Origin of the sequence: Enterobacter sp. R4-368 (assembly GCF_000410515.1) — a bacterium.
Classification (GTDB): Bacteria; Pseudomonadota; Gammaproteobacteria; order Enterobacterales; family Enterobacteriaceae; genus Kosakonia.
Genome location: NC_021500.1, coordinates 3,239,408 through 3,258,323, shown reverse-complemented (window position 1 = coordinate 3,258,323; position 18,916 = coordinate 3,239,408). Strand labels below are relative to the sequence as shown.

General features: G+C 54.1%; 8 protein-coding genes, 1 tRNA gene, 3 rRNA genes, 1 pseudogene and 2 other annotated features (1 of these 15 only partly in view). Of the genes and pseudogenes, 2 read left to right on the top strand and 11 right to left on the bottom strand.

Annotated elements, in window-relative coordinates; all coding sequences use genetic code 11:
* Positions 1-1,626 (bottom strand) — a sequence feature (most likely nonfunctional fraction of RNA operon) (it extends 690 nt beyond the left edge of the window).
* A gap of 60 nt (positions 1,627-1,686) precedes the next feature.
* Positions 1,687-2,559, bottom strand: a sequence feature (16S ribosomal RNA rRNA prediction is too short).
* A gap of 370 nt (positions 2,560-2,929) precedes the next feature.
* The 9 genes and pseudogenes from H650_RS25360 to pepQ form a co-directional block, all read right to left on the bottom strand.
* Positions 2,930-3,073, bottom strand: a pseudogene (locus H650_RS25360) (UDP-N-acetylmuramate dehydrogenase); the annotation flags it as partial.
* A gap of 124 nt (positions 3,074-3,197) precedes the next feature.
* Positions 3,198-3,313: ribosomal RNA gene (gene rrf / locus H650_RS15345) — 5S ribosomal RNA — on the bottom strand.
* Between the two features lie 96 nt (positions 3,314-3,409).
* Positions 3,410-6,315: ribosomal RNA gene (locus H650_RS15340) — 23S ribosomal RNA — on the bottom strand.
* A gap of 190 nt (positions 6,316-6,505) precedes the next feature.
* A tRNA-Glu gene (locus H650_RS15335) sits at positions 6,506-6,581 on the bottom strand.
* Positions 6,582-6,665: 84 nt separating this feature from the next.
* Positions 6,666-8,205: ribosomal RNA gene (locus tag H650_RS15330) — 16S ribosomal RNA — on the bottom strand.
* The 16S, 23S and 5S rRNA genes sit together here with 1 tRNA gene alongside, the layout of an rRNA operon.
* Before the next feature lie 364 nt (positions 8,206-8,569).
* Positions 8,570-9,112 carry a menaquinone-dependent protoporphyrinogen IX dehydrogenase gene (hemG, locus tag H650_RS15325; RefSeq protein WP_020456051.1) on the bottom strand — a complete coding sequence of 181 codons (543 nt, stop codon included), beginning with the start codon at positions 9,110-9,112 and terminating at the stop codon, positions 8,570-8,572.
* 11 nt (positions 9,113-9,123) lie between these two features.
* Complete coding sequence (gene trkH / locus H650_RS15320) at positions 9,124-10,575, bottom strand: Trk system potassium transporter TrkH (RefSeq protein ID WP_020456050.1); 1,452 nt, start codon at positions 10,573-10,575, stop codon at positions 9,124-9,126.
* A 41-nt stretch (positions 10,576-10,616) separates the two neighbouring features.
* On the bottom strand, positions 10,617-11,231 hold the full coding sequence (locus H650_RS15315) for an IMPACT family protein (protein ID WP_020456049.1): 615 nt from the start codon (positions 11,229-11,231) through the stop codon (positions 10,617-10,619).
* On the bottom strand, positions 11,231-12,562 hold the full coding sequence (gene pepQ / locus H650_RS15310) for a Xaa-Pro dipeptidase (RefSeq protein ID WP_020456048.1): 1,332 nt from the start codon (positions 12,560-12,562) through the stop codon (positions 11,231-11,233). Before pepQ ends, H650_RS15315 begins: the two co-directional genes overlap by 1 nt.
* Before the next feature lie 189 nt (positions 12,563-12,751).
* On the opposite strand from pepQ, the gene fadB reads away from it, so the two are divergent.
* Together fadB and fadA are read left to right on the top strand one after the other, a co-directional pair.
* Positions 12,752-14,941, top strand: a complete 2,190-nt coding sequence (gene fadB / locus H650_RS15305) for a fatty acid oxidation complex subunit alpha FadB (RefSeq protein WP_020456047.1) — start codon at positions 12,752-12,754, stop codon at positions 14,939-14,941.
* Positions 14,942-14,950: 9 nt separating this feature from the next.
* The gene (gene fadA / locus H650_RS15300) at positions 14,951-16,114 is read left to right on the top strand and encodes an acetyl-CoA C-acyltransferase FadA (protein WP_020456046.1); all 1,164 of its coding nucleotides are present in this window, start codon (positions 14,951-14,953) and stop codon (positions 16,112-16,114) included.
* A gap of 474 nt (positions 16,115-16,588) precedes the next feature.
* Here the strand turns inward: fadA and fre are convergent, their stop codons facing one another.
* Positions 16,589-17,290 carry an NAD(P)H-flavin reductase gene (gene fre / locus H650_RS15295; RefSeq protein WP_017459763.1) on the bottom strand — a complete coding sequence of 234 codons (702 nt, stop codon included), beginning with the start codon at positions 17,288-17,290 and terminating at the stop codon, positions 16,589-16,591.
* Positions 17,287-18,795, bottom strand: coding sequence for a 4-hydroxy-3-polyprenylbenzoate decarboxylase (gene ubiD, locus H650_RS15290; RefSeq protein ID WP_170956385.1), 1,509 nt, complete (start codon positions 18,793-18,795; stop codon positions 17,287-17,289). Before ubiD ends, fre begins: the two co-directional genes overlap by 4 nt.
* Positions 18,796-18,916 lie beyond the last annotated feature (121 nt).

The following is an 18,916-nucleotide window of genomic DNA, read 5'->3' as shown; positions in this document are numbered from 1 at the left end:
GATTACGGGTCCACGTTAGAACACCAGCCATTAAAGGGTGGTATTTCAAGGGCGGCTCCACGCAGACTGGCGTCCACGCTTCAAAGCCTCCCACCTATCCTACACATCAAGGACCAGTGTTCAGTGTCAAGCTATAGTAAAGGTTCACGGGGTCTTTCCGTCTTGCCGCGGGTACACTGCATCTTCACAGCGAGTTCAATTTCACTGAGTCTCGGGTGGAGACAGCCTGGCCATCATTACGCCATTCGTGCAGGTCGGAACTTACCCGACAAGGAATTTCGCTACCTTAGGACCGTTATAGTTACGGCCGCCGTTTACCGGGGCTTCGATCAAGAGCTTCTCCTTACGGATGACCCCATCAATTAACCTTCCGGCACCGGGCAGGCGTCACACCGTATACGTCCACTTTCGTGTTTGCACAGTGCTGTGTTTTTAATAAACAGTTGCAGCCAGCTGGTATCTTCGACTGATTTCAGCTCCATCCGCGAGGGACTTCACCTACATATCAGCGTGCCTTCTCCCGAAGTTACGGCACCATTTTGCCTAGTTCCTTCACCCGAGTTCTCTCAAGCGCCTTGGTATTCTCTACCTGACCACCTGTGTCGGTTTGGGGTACGATTTCGTGTTACCTGGAGCTTAGAGGCTTTTCCTGGAAGCAGGGCATTTGTTACTTCAGCACCGTAGTGCCTCGTCATCACGCCTCAGTGTTAAAGTGCTCCGGATTTGCCTGGAGCACACACCTTCACGCTTAAACCGGGACAACCGTCGCCCGGCTAACATAGCCTTCTCCGTCCCCCCTTCGCAGTAACACCAAGTACAGGAATATTAACCTGTTTCCCATCGACTACGCCTTTCGGCCTCGCCTTAGGGGTCGACTCACCCTGCCCCGATTAACGTTGGACAGGAACCCTTGGTCTTCCGGCGAGCGGGCTTTTCACCCGCTTTATCGTTACTTATGTCAGCATTCGCACTTCTGATACCTCCAGCATGCCTCACAGCACACCTTCGCAGGCTTACAGAACGCTCCCCTACCCAACAACGCATAAGCGTCGCTGCCGCAGCTTCGGTGCATGGTTTAGCCCCGTTACATCTTCCGCGCAGGCCGACTCGACCAGTGAGCTATTACGCTTTCTTTAAATGATGGCTGCTTCTAAGCCAACATCCTGGCTGTCTGGGCCTTCCCACATCGTTTCCCACTTAACCATGACTTTGGGACCTTAGCTGGCGGTCTGGGTTGTTTCCCTCTTCACGACGGACGTTAGCACCCGCCGTGTGTCTCCCGTGATAACATTCTCCGGTATTCGTAGTTTGCATCGGGTTGGTAAGCCGGGATGGCCCCCTAGCCGAAACAGTGCTCTACCCCCGGAGATGAATTCGTCATCCCCACCCTTCCTCCAGTTTATCACTGGCAGTCTCCTTTGAGTTCCCGGCCTAACCGCTGGCAACAAAGGATAAGGGTTGCGCTCGTTGCGGGACTTAACCCAACATTTCACAACACGAGCTGACGACAGCCATGCAGCACCTGTCTCACAGTTCCCGAAGGCACCAATCCATCTCTGGAAAGTTCTGTGGATGTCAAGACCAGGTAAGGTTCTTCGCGTTGCATCGAATTAAACCACATGCTCCACCGCTTGTGCGGGCCCCCGTCAATTCATTTGAGTTTTAACCTTGCGGCCGTACTCCCCAGGCGGTCTATTTAACGCGTTAGCTCCGGAAGCCACGCCTCAAGGGCACAACCTCCAAATAGACATCGTTTACGGCGTGGACTACCAGGGTATCTAATCCTGTTTGCTCCCCACGCTTTCGCACCTGAGCGTCAGTCTTCGTCCAGGAGGCCGCCTTCGCCACCGGTATTCCTCCAGATCTCTACGCATTTCACCGCTACACCTGGAATTCTACCTCCCTCTACGAGACTCAAGCCTGCCAGTTTCGGATGCAGTTCCCAGGTTGAGCCCGGGGATTTCACATCCGACTTGACAGACCGCCTGCGTGCGCTTTACGCCCAGTAATTCCGATTAACGCTTGCACCCTCCGTATTACCGCGGCTGCTGGCACGGAGTTAGCCGGTGCTTCTTCTGCGGGTAACGTCAATGAGCAAGGTTATTAACCTTACTCCCTTCCTCCCCGCTGAAAGTACTTTACAACCCGAAGGCCTTCTTCATACACGCGGCATGGCTGCATCAGGCTTGCGCCCATTGTGCAATATTCCCCACTGCTGCCTCCCGTAGGAGTCTGGACCGTGTCTCAGTTCCAGTGTGGCTGGTCATCCTCTCAGACCAGCTAGGGATCGTCGCCTAGGTGAGCCGTTACCCCACCTACTAGCTAATCCCATCTGGGCACATCTGATGGCAAGAGGCCCGAAGGTCCCCCTCTTTGGTCTTGCGACGTTATGCGGTATTAGCTACCGTTTCCAGTAGTTATCCCCCTCCATCAGGCAGTTTCCCAGACATTACTCACCCGTCCGCCACTCGTCACCCGAGAGCAAGCTCTCTGTGCTACCGTTCGACTTGCATGTGTTAGGCCTGCCGCCAGCGTTCAATCTGAGCCATGATCAAACTCTTCAATTTAAAAGTTTGATGCTCAATGAATTAAACTTCGTAATGAATTACGTGTTCACTCGTTGAGACTTGGTATTCATTTTTCGTCTTGCGACGTCAAGAATCCAGTCACCCTGAGTGCCCACACAGATTGTCTGATAAATTGTTAAAGAGCGGTGCCGCCTCGCTTTTTTTTTGCTGCGGCGCGGGTTGCGTATACTACGCTTTCCCGCCGTGAAGTCAACTGTTTATTTTCAGGTTTCTTCACCTGACAGGCCGGTGTGTTTGCCGTTGTGCCGTGTCAGTGGAGGCGCATTATAGGGAGTTAATTCCCGCTGACAAGCATAAATTTAAAAAAAGTTTTCGTTCGCTTAATTTTCAGTCGCAACGGCTTCGCCGAGGATCAATACGGGTTGCTGGCTTTGTACTGCAGACTGCCAGGCATTGAGCAGTTGCTGCGTACTTTCGACACAAACAATTTGGTGAGCCTGGCGATCAATACCAAAGGTATTCCAGGGCTTAAGGGAGAGATTCATTAGCGCTATCCTGATGCAAAAACACGGCTAGTTTACCGCATCCGCAGGATGAGCGCTTGTGCTGTTTCGCAGCGCAGAAACGCAAAAAGGCCATCCGTCAGGATGGCCTCTTCACTTAATTAATGCCTGGCAGTTCCCTACTCTCGCATGGGGAGACCCCACACTACCATCGGCGCTACGGCGTTTCACTTCTGAGTTCGGCATGGGGTCAGGTGGGACCACCGCGCTACTGCCGCCAGGCAAATTCTGTTGTCAGACCGTTCTCACGCCCTGACATAATCTGTATCTCGCTGAAAATCTTCTCTGTCTCTCACGCCAAAACATCTTCGGCGTTGTAAGGTTAAGCCTCACGGTTCATTAGTACCGGTTAGCTCAACGCATCGCTGCGCTTACACACCCGGCCTATCAACGTCGTCGTCTTCAACGTTCCTTCAGGAGACTCAAGGTCTCAGGGAGAACTCATCTCGGGGCAAGTTTCGTGCTTAGATGCTTTCAGCACTTATCTCTTCCGCATTTAGCTACCGGGCAGTGCCATTGGCATGACAACCCGAACACCAGTGATGCGTCCACTCCGGTCCTCTCGTACTAGGAGCAGCCCCCCTCAATTCTCCAGCGCCCACGGCAGATAGGGACCGAACTGTCTCACGACGTTCTAAACCCAGCTCGCGTACCACTTTAAATGGCGAACAGCCATACCCTTGGGACCTACTTCAGCCCCAGGATGTGATGAGCCGACATCGAGGTGCCAAACACCGCCGTCGATATGAACTCTTGGGCGGTATCAGCCTGTTATCCCCGGAGTACCTTTTATCCGTTGAGCGATGGCCCTTCCATTCAGAACCACCGGATCACTATGACCTGCTTTCGCACCTGCTCGCGCCGTCACGCTCGCAGTCAAGCCAGCTTATGCCATTGCACTAACCTCCTGATGTCCGACCAGGATTAGCTGACCTTCGTGCTCCTCCGTTACGCTTTAGGAGGAGACCGCCCCAGTCAAACTACCCACCAGACACTGTCCGCAACCCGGATTACGGGTCCACGTTAGAACACCAGCCATTAAAGGGTGGTATTTCAAGGGCGGCTCCACGCAGACTGGCGTCCACGCTTCAAAGCCTCCCACCTATCCTACACATCAAGGACCAGTGTTCAGTGTCAAGCTATAGTAAAGGTTCACGGGGTCTTTCCGTCTTGCCGCGGGTACACTGCATCTTCACAGCGAGTTCAATTTCACTGAGTCTCGGGTGGAGACAGCCTGGCCATCATTACGCCATTCGTGCAGGTCGGAACTTACCCGACAAGGAATTTCGCTACCTTAGGACCGTTATAGTTACGGCCGCCGTTTACCGGGGCTTCGATCAAGAGCTTCTCCTTACGGATGACCCCATCAATTAACCTTCCGGCACCGGGCAGGCGTCACACCGTATACGTCCACTTTCGTGTTTGCACAGTGCTGTGTTTTTAATAAACAGTTGCAGCCAGCTGGTATCTTCGACTGATTTCAGCTCCATCCGCGAGGGACTTCACCTACATATCAGCGTGCCTTCTCCCGAAGTTACGGCACCATTTTGCCTAGTTCCTTCACCCGAGTTCTCTCAAGCGCCTTGGTATTCTCTACCTGACCACCTGTGTCGGTTTGGGGTACGATTTCGTGTTACCTGGAGCTTAGAGGCTTTTCCTGGAAGCAGGGCATTTGTTACTTCAGCACCGTAGTGCCTCGTCATCACGCCTCAGTGTTAAAGTGCTCCGGATTTGCCTGGAGCACACACCTTCACGCTTAAACCGGGACAACCGTCGCCCGGCTAACATAGCCTTCTCCGTCCCCCCTTCGCAGTAACACCAAGTACAGGAATATTAACCTGTTTCCCATCGACTACGCCTTTCGGCCTCGCCTTAGGGGTCGACTCACCCTGCCCCGATTAACGTTGGACAGGAACCCTTGGTCTTCCGGCGAGCGGGCTTTTCACCCGCTTTATCGTTACTTATGTCAGCATTCGCACTTCTGATACCTCCAGCATGCCTCACAGCACACCTTCGCAGGCTTACAGAACGCTCCCCTACCCAACAACGCATAAGCGTCGCTGCCGCAGCTTCGGTGCATGGTTTAGCCCCGTTACATCTTCCGCGCAGGCCGACTCGACCAGTGAGCTATTACGCTTTCTTTAAATGATGGCTGCTTCTAAGCCAACATCCTGGCTGTCTGGGCCTTCCCACATCGTTTCCCACTTAACCATGACTTTGGGACCTTAGCTGGCGGTCTGGGTTGTTTCCCTCTTCACGACGGACGTTAGCACCCGCCGTGTGTCTCCCGTGATAACATTCTCCGGTATTCGTAGTTTGCATCGGGTTGGTAAGCCGGGATGGCCCCCTAGCCGAAACAGTGCTCTACCCCCGGAGATGAATTCACGAGGCGCTACCTAAATAGCTTTCGGGGAGAACCAGCTATCTCCCGGTTTGATTGGCCTTTCACCCCCAGCCACAAGTCATCCGCTAATTTTTCAACATTAGTCGGTTCGGTCCTCCAGTTAGTGTTACCCAACCTTCAACCTGCCCATGGCTAGATCACCGGGTTTCGGGTCTATACCCTGCAACTTAACGCCCAGTTAAGACTCGGTTTCCCTTCGGCTCCCCTATTCGGTTAACCTTGCTACAGAATATAAGTCGCTGACCCATTATACAAAAGGTACGCAGTCACACCCGAAGGTGCTCCCACTGCTTGTACGTACACGGTTTCAGGTTCTTTTTCACTCCCCTCGCCGGGGTTCTTTTCGCCTTTCCCTCACGGTACTGGTTCACTATCGGTCAGTCAGGAGTATTTAGCCTTGGAGGATGGTCCCCCCATATTCAGACAGGATACCACGTGTCCCGCCCTACTCATCGAGCTCACAGCCTGTGTGCTTTTGTGTACGGGGCTGTCACCCTGTATCGCGCGACTTTCCAGACGCTTCCACTAACACACAAGCTGATTCAGGCTCTGGGCTGCTCCCCGTTCGCTCGCCGCTACTGGGGGAATCTCGGTTGATTTCTTTTCCTCGGGGTACTTAGATGTTTCAGTTCCCCCGGTTCGCCTCATTAACCTATGGATTCAGTTAATGATAGTGTGACGAATCACACTGGGTTTCCCCATTCGGACATCGCCGGCTATAACGGTTCATATCACCTTACCGGCGCTTTTCGCAGATTAGCACGTCCTTCATCGCCTCTGACTGCCAGGGCATCCACCGTGTACGCTTAGTCGCTTAACCTCACAACCCGAAGATGTTTCGTGAACATCCGCGTGTCGCGAAAATTTGAGAGACTCACAGAACAGTTCGCACTGTTCAGTGTTTCAATTTTCAGCTTGATCCAGATTTTTAAAGAGCAAATATCTCAAACATGACTCGTGAGTCAGTTTTGAGATACGGTGGCAACGCCTTTCACACATTCCCGCGCAAGTGGCGTCCCCTAGGGGATTCGAACCCCTGTTACCGCCGTGAAAGGGCGGTGTCCTGGGCCTCTAGACGAAGGGGACGTAAAGTCTCGCTCGCAAGACGCCTTGCTATTCACTTTTCATCAGACAATCTGTGTGGACACTGCAGGGGCAGGTTCTTTAAGGTAAGGAGGTGATCCAACCGCAGGTTCCCCTACGGTTACCTTGTTACGACTTCACCCCAGTCATGAATCACAAAGTGGTAAGCGCCCTCCCGAAGGTTAAGCTACCTACTTCTTTTGCAACCCACTCCCATGGTGTGACGGGCGGTGTGTACAAGGCCCGGGAACGTATTCACCGTGGCATTCTGATCCACGATTACTAGCGATTCCGACTTCATGGAGTCGAGTTGCAGACTCCAATCCGGACTACGACGCACTTTATGAGGTCCGCTTGCTCTCGCGAGGTCGCTTCTCTTTGTATGCGCCATTGTAGCACGTGTGTAGCCCTGGTCGTAAGGGCCATGATGACTTGACGTCATCCCCACCTTCCTCCAGTTTATCACTGGCAGTCTCCTTTGAGTTCCCGGCCTAACCGCTGGCAACAAAGGATAAGGGTTGCGCTCGTTGCGGGACTTAACCCAACATTTCACAACACGAGCTGACGACAGCCATGCAGCACCTGTCTCACAGTTCCCGAAGGCACCAATCCATCTCTGGAAAGTTCTGTGGATGTCAAGACCAGGTAAGGTTCTTCGCGTTGCATCGAATTAAACCACATGCTCCACCGCTTGTGCGGGCCCCCGTCAATTCATTTGAGTTTTAACCTTGCGGCCGTACTCCCCAGGCGGTCTATTTAACGCGTTAGCTCCGGAAGCCACGCCTCAAGGGCACAACCTCCAAATAGACATCGTTTACGGCGTGGACTACCAGGGTATCTAATCCTGTTTGCTCCCCACGCTTTCGCACCTGAGCGTCAGTCTTCGTCCAGGAGGCCGCCTTCGCCACCGGTATTCCTCCAGATCTCTACGCATTTCACCGCTACACCTGGAATTCTACCTCCCTCTACGAGACTCAAGCCTGCCAGTTTCGGATGCAGTTCCCAGGTTGAGCCCGGGGATTTCACATCCGACTTGACAGACCGCCTGCGTGCGCTTTACGCCCAGTAATTCCGATTAACGCTTGCACCCTCCGTATTACCGCGGCTGCTGGCACGGAGTTAGCCGGTGCTTCTTCTGCGGGTAACGTCAATGAGCAAGGTTATTAACCTTACTCCCTTCCTCCCCGCTGAAAGTACTTTACAACCCGAAGGCCTTCTTCATACACGCGGCATGGCTGCATCAGGCTTGCGCCCATTGTGCAATATTCCCCACTGCTGCCTCCCGTAGGAGTCTGGACCGTGTCTCAGTTCCAGTGTGGCTGGTCATCCTCTCAGACCAGCTAGGGATCGTCGCCTAGGTGAGCCGTTACCCCACCTACTAGCTAATCCCATCTGGGCACATCTGATGGCAAGAGGCCCGAAGGTCCCCCTCTTTGGTCTTGCGACGTTATGCGGTATTAGCTACCGTTTCCAGTAGTTATCCCCCTCCATCAGGCAGTTTCCCAGACATTACTCACCCGTCCGCCACTCGTCACCCGAGAGCAAGCTCTCTGTGCTACCGTTCGACTTGCATGTGTTAGGCCTGCCGCCAGCGTTCAATCTGAGCCATGATCAAACTCTTCAATTTAAAAGTTTGATGCTCAATGAATTAAACTTCGTAATGAATTACGTGTTCACTCGTTGAGACTTGGTATTCATTTTTCGTCTTGCGACGTCAAGAATCCAGTCACCCTGAGTGCCCACACAGATTGTCTGATAAATTGTTAAAGAGCGGTGCCGCCTCGCTTTTTTTTTGCTGCGGCGCGGGTTGCGTATACTACGCTTTCCCGCCGTGAAGTCAACTGTTTATTTTCAGGTTTCTTCACCTGACAGGCCGGTGTGTTTGCCGTTGTGCCGTGTCAGTGGAGGCGCATTATAGGGAGTTAATTCCCGCTGACAAGCATAAATTTAAAAAAAGTTTTCGTTCGCTTAATTTTCAGTCGCAACGGCCGCTAATCGGTCGATTTGCACTTTAATTGAGCGATTTCGCGGGCAAAACTCGCCACATGCTGCCAGTTGGTATAGACAACTTCCTTAGTCGGATCCGTTTCGCCACCGGTCATCTTCATAATCAGTTGAATCATCAAGCGGTCATACCAACGATAATGTGGATAACGCAACGCACCGGCAAATACCGCGCACTGATCTGGCTGCCACGGTGAAGAGAGCAAAAATTTACGGGTATAGTTATTGGTTTGCGGAGAGCTTTTCTCAGGCTTACGCGCAACAAGGTTAACGGAGTAGAACGCGCTCGGTAGCGCATTCAGCTGCTGCAGGTGCTTTTTCACGAAGCTCGCCAGCGCCGGGTGGAAATGGCCGTATCGGATAGATGCACCAATCACCACGCGCTCGTAGTTATCCCATTCAATATCTGGCGTACGGTTCAGGTTCACCACATCAGCATAGACACCAAGCTCTTTCAGCTCGGACGCCAGATAAGAGGCGATTTCCCGCGTTTGCCCATCCCGGGTCGAAAATAGAATCAATGTTTTCACGTCACACTCCCTTATTCGCGCCAGAAAGTTGGGGTAAACAGTACCAACAATGTGAAGACTTCAAGGCGACCAAACAGCATATTCGCGATGAGGATCCACTTCGCCACCGGGTTCATGCTCGCGAAATTATCAGCAACTACGCCCAGCCCTGGCCCCAGGTTATTCAGCGTGGCGACAACGGAAGCAAAAGCAGAAAAGTCATCCACGCCTGTGGCGATAATCGCCAGCATGCTGACAATAAACACCAGCGCATAAGCAGAGAAGAATCCCCACACTGCTTCAAGAATACGTTCCGGCAAAGCGCGATTCCCCAGCTTAATGCTGTAAACCGCATTCGGGTGCACCAGACGTTTCAGCTCGCGGTTACCCTGCTTGAACAGCAGCAATATACGGATCACTTTCAAACCACCACCGGTAGAACCCGCACAGCCACCAATAAACGCCGAACACAGTAGCAGCACCGGCAAGAACAGCGGCCAACGCGCAATACTGTCAGTGGTAAACCCGGCAGTGGTCGCCATCGACACCACCTGAAAGAAAGCCTGGTTCACCGTCGTTACCGCAGAGCTGTAAACATCGTGGAACCACAGCACCACGGTGCAGATCACCACCAGCGTCAGTTGCACGCCGATAAACATTCTGAATTCAGGATCGCGCCAGTAAACTTTCAGGCTGCGCCCGCTCAGCAAAGAGAAGTGCAGGCCGTAATTACAGCCGGAGATCAATAAGAAGATAGCAATGATGGTGTTAATGGTTGGGCTATTGAAGTAACCCACGCTGGCATCATGTGTCGAGAAGCCGCCAATGGCGATGGTCGCAAAGCTATGGCCGATGGCATCAAAAGCGGGCATCCCGGCAAACCACAGCGCCAGCGCGCACGCTACGGTCAGCAACACATAAATAAGCCACAGCGTTTTTGCCGTTTCGGCAATACGCGGGCGCATTTTGTTATCTTTCAGTGGTCCTGGCATCTCCGCGCGGTAAAGCTGCATCCCCCCCACGCCAAGAATCGGCAGTATCGCGACCGCCAGGACAATGATCCCCATCCCACCAAACCATTGCAGCATCTGGCGGTAGAAGAGGATGGCATGCGGCAACGAATCCAGCCCCACCAGCGTGGTGGCCCCGGTTGTCGTCAGGCCAGAGAAGGATTCAAAAAAGGCGTCGGTCACCGTCAGGTTCGGGCTTTCCGAGAAAATAAACGGCAGCGCACCCACACTCCCCAGCACGGTCCAGAACAGCACGACGATCAAAAAGCCTTCGCGGGATTTCAGTTCCTTTTTCTCCCGACGGTTTGGCCACCACAGGATGGAGCCAATTACCAACGCAGCGAAAAAGGTCTGGGTAAATGCACGACCCGCACCATCGCGGTAAATAAGGGCTACCAGTCCGGGTAAGATCATCGTTCCGGAAAAGAGGATAACCAGCAGTCCAACGATTCGGGTTATGGCGCGAAATTGCATCTCTGCCGCTTCCTTAGGTGTTCAGAAAATCAGGTGGGGGATTATTCTTCAGTTTTTAACAATTGCAATGCGCCACGACTAAAATCCGCAAGCCTTGCTGAAAATGCGTCCAGTCTGCTGTGAGGAAGCGCCACTCGCAGATGCACGGAGGCCTGATACTCGCTTGCGACAATTTTCCCCTCAAATTGCCCAAGCAGCGTTTCAACTCCGGCGAGCTGTGCGTAATCGCACCACAAAGTATATTCGGTTAATGGCATTTTGCGGACGGTGGTTAACAGGCTTAACGCCTGCTGCACCCCGCCGCCATAAGCTTTCACCAGCCCACCGGTTCCCAGCAGCACGCCGCCATAATATCGCACAACTACGGCGGTAATTTCGCCGATACCGCTGCCCATTAACTGCGAGAGTATCGGTTTACCCGCCGTGCCTGCCGGTTCGCCATCGTCAGAAAAGCCTAACTGCTGCGAATCATCCGGCGCGCCAGCGACCCACGCTACACAGTGATGACGCGCGTCCGGATGTTCCGCCCGAACCGCGTCAACAAACGCTTTTGCTGCGTCAACACCGTCCGTATGCGCCAGCAGCGTAATAAAGCGGCTCTTTTTGATCTCCTCGCTAAAGGTGACCGGTGCCGCCGGGATCAGCCAGCTCTCCATTACGCCAGCTTCTGGTCCCGCGTCATGTTTTCAATACCGTTTTCGTGGATAACCACGTTATCTTCAATACGAATGCCGCCAAACGGTTTCAGCGCATCAATCTTCTGCCAGTTAAAATGCTTGCTGAGCGGGCCTTCACGCCACGGCGCTAACAGCGACTCAATAAAGTAAATACCCGGCTCGATGGTCAGCACCATGCGCGGTTCCATCACACGCGTGCAGCGCAGATACGGGTATTTCGATGGCGCAGCCAGATGCGTACCGCTGTCGTCTTGCATAAAACCAGCGACATCATGCACTTGCAAGCCAAGCGGGTGACCAATACCGTGCGGCATAAACGGCCCGGTAATGTCCTCCTCAACCATGGCTTCTTCACTGATATCGGTGATGATTTGGTGGCGACGCAGCAACTTCGCGATGCGCTGATGGAACTGCACATGGTACTCCACGTAATTGACACCCGCTTTCATGGTGGCAATCAGCGCCAGTTGTTCATCATTAACGTCTTTCACCAGTTGCGCGTAATCGGTGTCGCTGTTCGCCGCCCAGGTACGGGTCAGGTCAGCGGCATAGCCGTTGTACTCCGCGCCTGCATCCAGCAAGAAACTGCGCATTTCCGCCGGTGCGCGATGGTCGAGCTTGGTGTAATGCAGCACAGCGGCGTGTTCGTTCAGCGCAACAATGTTGCCATAAGGCACGTCAGTATCGCGATGGCCGGTGGCGGTCAGATAGGCGAGATTGATGTCGAACTCACTCATGCCAGACTGGAACGCCTCATGCGCTGCGCGATGACCAATCACCGCCGTCTTCTGCGCTTCACGCATGCACGCCAGTTCATAATCGGTTTTATACGCGCGGTAATAATGCAGATAATCGATCACCCCTTTCGGGTTGATATTGCTTGCCGCGATATCAAGGCTCAACGCGCGTTCCGCAACAGGCCCAATATAAGCGATGTTGCCGCGTGCGGCTGGCAGTTGGTTGCCAATACCGTCCGCTTTTGGCAACGCAATAACGTCAATCTCTTCGGTCCAGAAACTGGTCGGCAACGGCTCTACGTTGTGCCAGTAGTCCACCGGCAAGTAGAACCACAGCTTCGGTTTATTCACGCCATCAACCAGCAGCCAGCAGTTCGGCACCTGCGTTACCGGCACCCAGGCTTTAAATTGCGGATTCACTTTAAACGGATAAGGGTGGTCATCAAGAAAGACGTTAAACAACTCGCCGGAGTGAATAAGTAATGCGTCGAGTTTAAACCGCGCCAGCACATCACGGGTGCGTTCCTGTAAAGTAACAATATGATTTTTATAAAGTTCAGCCAGTGAGTCCATCGTTTTTCCTTCTGTTTCTTGTGACCTCAAGTTTTCGCATCTTAGCACACCTGCCCGCAACTGAGTGATTTCCGCCGAGCGTGATCGGCGCTGCATTTTTTTAATGAGTTGTTTGCATTTTATTAACATAAAAACCACACTCCGCTTCATCTGGTACGACCAGATCACCGCTGGATTCAGGAGACTGACATGCTCTACAAAGGCAATAACCTGTACCTCGACTGGCTGGAAGACGGCATCGCCGAACTGGTGTTCGATGCGCCTGGCTCAGTTAACAAGCTTGATACCGCTACCGTCGCCAGCCTTGGCGAAGCGTTGGGCGTGCTGGAAAAGCAATCAGATTTAAAAGGGCTGCTGCTGCGCTCGGAAAAAGCGGCCTTTATTGTCGGTGCCGATATCACCGAATTCCTCTCCCTGTTCCTGGTTCCGGAAGAACAGTTGAGCCAATGGCTGCACTTCGCCAACAGCGTCTTTAATCGTCTGGAAGATCTGCCCGTTCCGACGATCTCCGCTGTAAATGGCTATGCCCTCGGTGGCGGCTGCGAATGTGTGCTGGCGACAGACTACCGCTTAGCCACGCCGGATCTGCGCATTGGCCTGCCGGAAACCAAACTCGGCATTATGCCGGGCTTTGGCGGATCGGTGCGCATGCCACGTTTGCTGGGTGCCGATAGCGCACTGGAGATCATCGCCGCCGGGAAAGATGTCGGCGCGGAACAAGCGCTGAAAATCGGCCTGGTCGATGGCATCGTCAAACCGGAGAAATTGCGCGATGGCGCGGTGGCGATCCTGCGTCAGGCGATTAATGGCGATCTCGACTGGAAAGCCAAACGCCAGCCGAAACTGGAGCCGTTGAAGCTGAGTAAAATCGAAGCCGCCATGAGCTTTACCATCGCCAAAGGCATGGTGATGCAAACCGCCGGAAAACATTACCCGGCGCCGATCACTGCGGTTAAAACCATTGAAGCCGCCGCCAGATTTGGCCGCGAAGAAGCGCTGAAGCTGGAAAACCAGAGTTTTGTTCCGCTCGCACATACCAACGAAGCCCGCGCGCTGGTCGGCATTTTCCTCAATGACCAGTATGTAAAAGGCAAAGCGAAGAAACTCACCAAAGATACTGAAACGCCAAAACATGCTGCTGTGCTGGGTGCTGGCATTATGGGCGGCGGTATCGCTTACCAGTCGGCCTGGAAAGGCGTGCCGGTATTAATGAAAGATATCAATGAGAAATCCCTCGCGCTTGGCATTAATGAAGCTGGTAAGTTGCTGAATAAGCAGCTTGAACGCGGCAAGATCGATGGCCTGAAGCTGGCGAACGTGATTGCCACTATTCAGCCAACGCTGGAATACGCTGGTATTGAGCGTGTCGATGTGGTGGTTGAAGCAGTGGTAGAAAACCCGAAAGTGAAAAAAGCGGTGCTGGCGGAAACAGAAGACAAGGTTCGCCCGGATACCGTTTTGGCCTCCAACACCTCCACCATTCCCATCAGCGAACTGGCAAGTGTGCTGAAGCGGCCGGAAAATTTCTGCGGCATGCACTTCTTCAACCCGGTGCACCGTATGCCACTGGTTGAGGTCATTCGCGGCGAGAAAACCTCTGACGACACCATCGCGAAAGTGGTGGCCTGGGCGAGCAAAATGGGCAAAACGCCGATTGTGGTCAACGACTGCCCAGGTTTCTTTGTGAACCGCGTGCTGTTCCCCTACTTTGCCGGTTTCAGCCAGTTGCTGCGCGACGGCGCGGATTTCCGCAAAGTCGACAAAGTGATGGAAAAACAGTTCGGCTGGCCGATGGGCCCGGCTTATCTGCTGGATGTCGTTGGCATTGACACCGCACATCACGCGCAGGCAGTAATGGCGGCTGGATTCCCGCAGCGGATGCAGAAAGATTATCGCGATGCGATTGACGCGCTATTCGACGCTAACCGCTTTGGACAGAAAAATGGCCTCGGTTTCTGGCGCTATAAAGAAGACAGCAAAGGCAAACCGAAGAAAGAAGAAGACAGCGCCGTGGACGGTATGCTGGCGGAAATCAGCAAAGGCAAACAGGATTTCAGCGACGACGACATTATCGCGCGCATGATGATCCCGATGGTCAACGAAGTGGTGCGTTGCCTTGAAGAAGGCATTATCGCCAGCCCCGCAGAAGCAGATATGGCGCTGGTTTACGGCCTGGGCTTCCCTCCGTTCCACGGCGGTGCGTTCCGCTGGCTGGATACGCTCGGCAGCGCGAAATACCTCGATATGGCGCAGCATTATCAGCACCTTGGCCCGCTGTATGAAGTGCCGGCCGGGCTGCGTGAAAAAGCGCGCCACAATGAACCTTACTATCCTGCGGTTGAACCTGCGCGCCCGGTGGGCGATTTGAAAACGGCTTAAGGAGTCACAATGGAACACGTTGTCATTGTCGATGCGATTCGCACCCCGATGGGCCGTTCAAAAGGCGGCGCATTTCGCAATGTGCGGGCGGAAGATCTTTCCGCTCACCTGATGCGTAGCCTGCTGGCGCGTAACCCGGCGCTGGACGCCACCGCCATCGACGACATTTACTGGGGTTGTGTGCAGCAGACGCTGGAACAGGGCTTCAACATTGCCCGTAACGCCGCGCTGCTGGCTGAGATCCCACATTCTGTACCCGCCGTAACGGTTAACCGTCTTTGCGGCTCCTCAATGCAGGCCTTACACGATGCCGCGCGTATGATCATGACCGGCGATGCGCAGGTTTGTATGGTCGGCGGCGTGGAACATATGGGCCATGTACCGATGAGTCACGGCGTTGATTTTCATCCGGGCATGAGCCGTAACGTCGCGAAAGCGGCGGGAATGATGGGGCTTACCGCGGAAATGTTATCGCGCATGCACGGCATCAGCCGTGAAATGCAGGATGCCTTTGCCGCTCGCTCCCATGCCCGCGCCTGGGCCGCGACGCAATCTGGTGCGTTTAAAAATGAGTTAATCCCTACCGGCGGCCACGATGCGGACGGCGTACTGAAACAGTTTACCTATGACGAAGTGATCCGCCCGGAAACCACGGTCGAAGCACTGTCAACGCTGCGCCCGGCCTTTGATCCGGTAAGCGGCACCGTTACCGCTGGCACCTCTTCCGCGTTGTCAGACGGTGCATCAGCCATGCTGGTGATGAGCGAGAGCCGCGCCCGTGAGCTAGGTCTGAAGCCGCGCGCGCGCATTCGTTCGATGGCGGTGGTTGGCTGCGATCCGTCGATCATGGGCTATGGCCCGGTTCCGGCCTCTCAACTGGCGCTGAAAAAAGCCGGATTGACCGCCAGCGATATCGACCTGTTTGAGATGAATGAAGCGTTTGCCGCGCAGATCCTGCCGTGTATTAAAGATCTGGGCCTTATGGAGCAGATCGATGAGAAGATCAACCTCAACGGCGGCGCGATTGCGCTTGGTCACCCGCTGGGCTGCTCAGGAACACGTATCAGCACCACGCTGCTGAACCTGATGGAACGTAAAGACGCACAATTTGGTCTGGCGACCATGTGCATCGGGTTAGGTCAGGGGATCGCTACGGTGTTTGAACGCGTTTAGCGCTTCAGGCAGGAAAAGTGCTATCTCAATACCATGAACGCCAGAGCAAGGCAGCAACAGAGCGGATCCCCGGCACGCAGCCGGGGTGAGCAAAAGCAGCCAGCAGTGCGGATGGCGATTAGGGCAAAGAGAAAAGGTCTGTCAAGCCATTGGTGCCAGAGCAAGACGGCAACTGAGTGAATACCCGGCAGCATAGTGGTATGTAACCGGGGTGAGCGAAAGTAGCCAACACGCGATGGCGTCAAGGGTAAAGAGAAGGTTTAGTTGCCGTTCTTCCCGCCTGTCAGGGGCGGGTTTTTTATTTCTGTTATCCGGCAGGCAACCACCGCATAGAGTAAAGAGAAAAGGCGATATCAAAGCTGCTGGCGGCAGATCAGGGCAGGAATAAATCATTCCCCGGCAGCATAGTGAACTATGTGACCGGGGAAAGCGAAGGCAGCCAGCGCGGCCAGAGTGACAAAGGTGAAGACAGGCTTAGATAAACGCAAACGCATCGCCAAACAGGCGATCTTCACGCGCACCGCGCTCATTACAGAACAGATCGCGGGCAATTTTCGCCATCTCGAAACGGCCTGCAATATAGATATCGTGCTCGGCCAGCGAACCGAAATCCTGCAATACCGCAGCCAGCACGGTGCCAGAGCGGCCGCGCCAGCCCGCTTCCGGCTGCTCAACGACGGGCACAACACGCAGATTCGGATGATCTACCGACAACGCTTCCAGCTCGCTTAAATCGTAGAGATGTTTCTCTTCGCGACCACCCCAGTAAATGGTGATGTCACGATTCGGGTTTTGCGCCAGAGAAGTCAGCAAAATAGAGCGGACATAGGAGAAGCCGGTACCACCGGCAATCAGCACCATCGGACGCTCTTCATCGTCACGCAGCCAGGCCTCGCCGTGCGGAATATCGATAACGATTTCCCGATCTTTCAGAATGCGATCCATCACCGCCATCGCGTAGAGATTCAGCTCAGACGCGCCAATATGCAGTTCGATAAAATCATGCTGATCCGGCGTCGAGGCCATCGAGAACGGGCGCTTGTCTCGCTCATCCATCACCACCATCAGATACTGGCCCGCGCGGAACGAAAAAGCCGCCTCCGGCACTAAACGGACACGATATACGGTATCAGTGATGGCCTCTACCGAGGTCACTTTACAGCTTAAGGTTGTCATGCGCTCTCTCTGTCGGGTCTATTTTCGTCGTTCAGTATGGCCAGTTCATCCCAGATGGCGTCGATTCTTGCCGTAACTTCCGGGTCTTTCTTGATGGGGCGGCCCCATTCACGCTGGGTCTCGCCCGGCCATTTATTGGTGGCATCCAGTCCCATTTTGGAGCCCAGTCCGGAAACCGGCGAGGCAAAATCCAGATAATCAATCGGCGTGTTTTCCACCAGAACCGTATCCCTCGCAGGATCCATTCGGGTGGTAATCGCCCAAATAACGTCATTCCAGTCGCGGGCGTTCACATCGTCATCGCACACGATCACAAATTTGGTGTACATAAACTGACGCAGGAAAGACCAGACGCCCATCATCACGCGCTTGGCGTGACCGGGGTACTGTTTCTTCATGGTGACTACCGCCAGGCGATAGGAGCACCCTTCCGGCGGCAGGTAAAAATCAACGATTTCCGGGAACTGCTTTTGCAGGATCGGCACGAACACTTCGTTTAGTGCCACGCCCAGCACTGCCGGCTCATCTGGCGGACGGCCAGTATAAGTGGAGTGGTAAATCGCATCTTCGCGCTGCGTAATATGGGTAACCGTAAACACCGGGAAATTATCAACTTCGTTGTAATAACCGGTGTGATCGCCATACGGCCCTTCCGGCGCCATCTCACCTGGCTCAATATAGCCTTCCAGCACGATTTCTGCACTGGCGGGAACTTCAAGATCGCTGGATACGCACTTCACCACTTCGGTTTTTGTGCCGCGCAGAAGCCCGGCGAAAGCATATTCAGAAAGCGTATCCGGCACCGGCGTTACTGCACCAAGGATGGTTGCCGGATCGGCGCCCAGCGCCACAGCAACCGGGAAACGTTCGCCAGGATGCGCTGCCTGCCACTCCTGGAAATCGAGCGCACCGCCGCGATGGGAAAGCCAGCGCATGATTAATTTGTTTTTACCGATCAGCTGTTGGCGATAAATACCCAGGTTCTGCCGCTCTTTGTGCGGGCCACGCGTCACGGTCAGCCCCCAGGTGATCAGCGGCGCGGCGTCTTCGGGCCAGCACTGCATAATCGGGATGTTGCGCAGATCCACGTCATCACCCTGCACTACTTTTTGCTGGCAAGGAGCACCGCGCAGACGCTTTGTCGGCATGTTAAGCACTTGCTTAAACTGCGGCAGTTTATCAAAGAGATCGCGAAAACCTTTTGGCGGCTCCGGTTCTTTGAGAAACGCCAGCAGTTTGCCCACGTCCCGCAACGCGCTGACATCCTCTTGCCCCATGCCCAGCGCTACGCGGCGCGGCGTGCCAAATAAGTTGCACAGCACCGGCATGGTGTAACCTTTGGGATTTTCAAATAACAACGCCGGGCCACCCGCACGTAGCGTGCGATCGGCTATTTCCGTCATTTCCAGATAAGGGTCAACCGGAAGAGTGATGCGTTTCAGCTCGCCCTGCTGCTCAAGCAGGGTCAGGAAGTCGCGTAGGTCGTTGTATTTCATGCGGTCTATTATCGCCTCCAGGTAAGGGGCATATTATACGGTGTTCGCCCGGCGGTTGCTGTATTTTTGTTAAATCTGCGTGAATTACAACGACATCTTTTGGCGCAGGTTATAATCAACTTAGCCATCA

Bases quoted from the DNA above. Each gene is read 5' to 3' on its own strand.
- H650_RS15315 (WP_020456049.1), bottom strand. From the start codon at position 11,231: ATGGAGAGCTGGCTGATCCCGGCGGCACCGGTCACCTTTAGCGAGGAG.
- fadA (WP_020456046.1), top strand. From the start codon at position 14,951: ATGGAACACGTTGTCATTGTCGATGCGATTCGCACCCCGATGGGCCGT.
- fadB (WP_020456047.1), top strand. From the start codon at position 12,752: ATGCTCTACAAAGGCAATAACCTGTACCTCGACTGGCTGGAAGACGGC.
- pepQ (WP_020456048.1), bottom strand. From the start codon at position 12,562: ATGGACTCACTGGCTGAACTTTATAAAAATCATATTGTTACTTTACAG.
- fre (WP_017459763.1), bottom strand. From the start codon at position 17,290: ATGACAACCTTAAGCTGTAAAGTGACCTCGGTAGAGGCCATCACTGAT.
- trkH (WP_020456050.1), bottom strand. From the start codon at position 10,575: ATGCAATTTCGCGCCATAACCCGAATCGTTGGACTGCTGGTTATCCTC.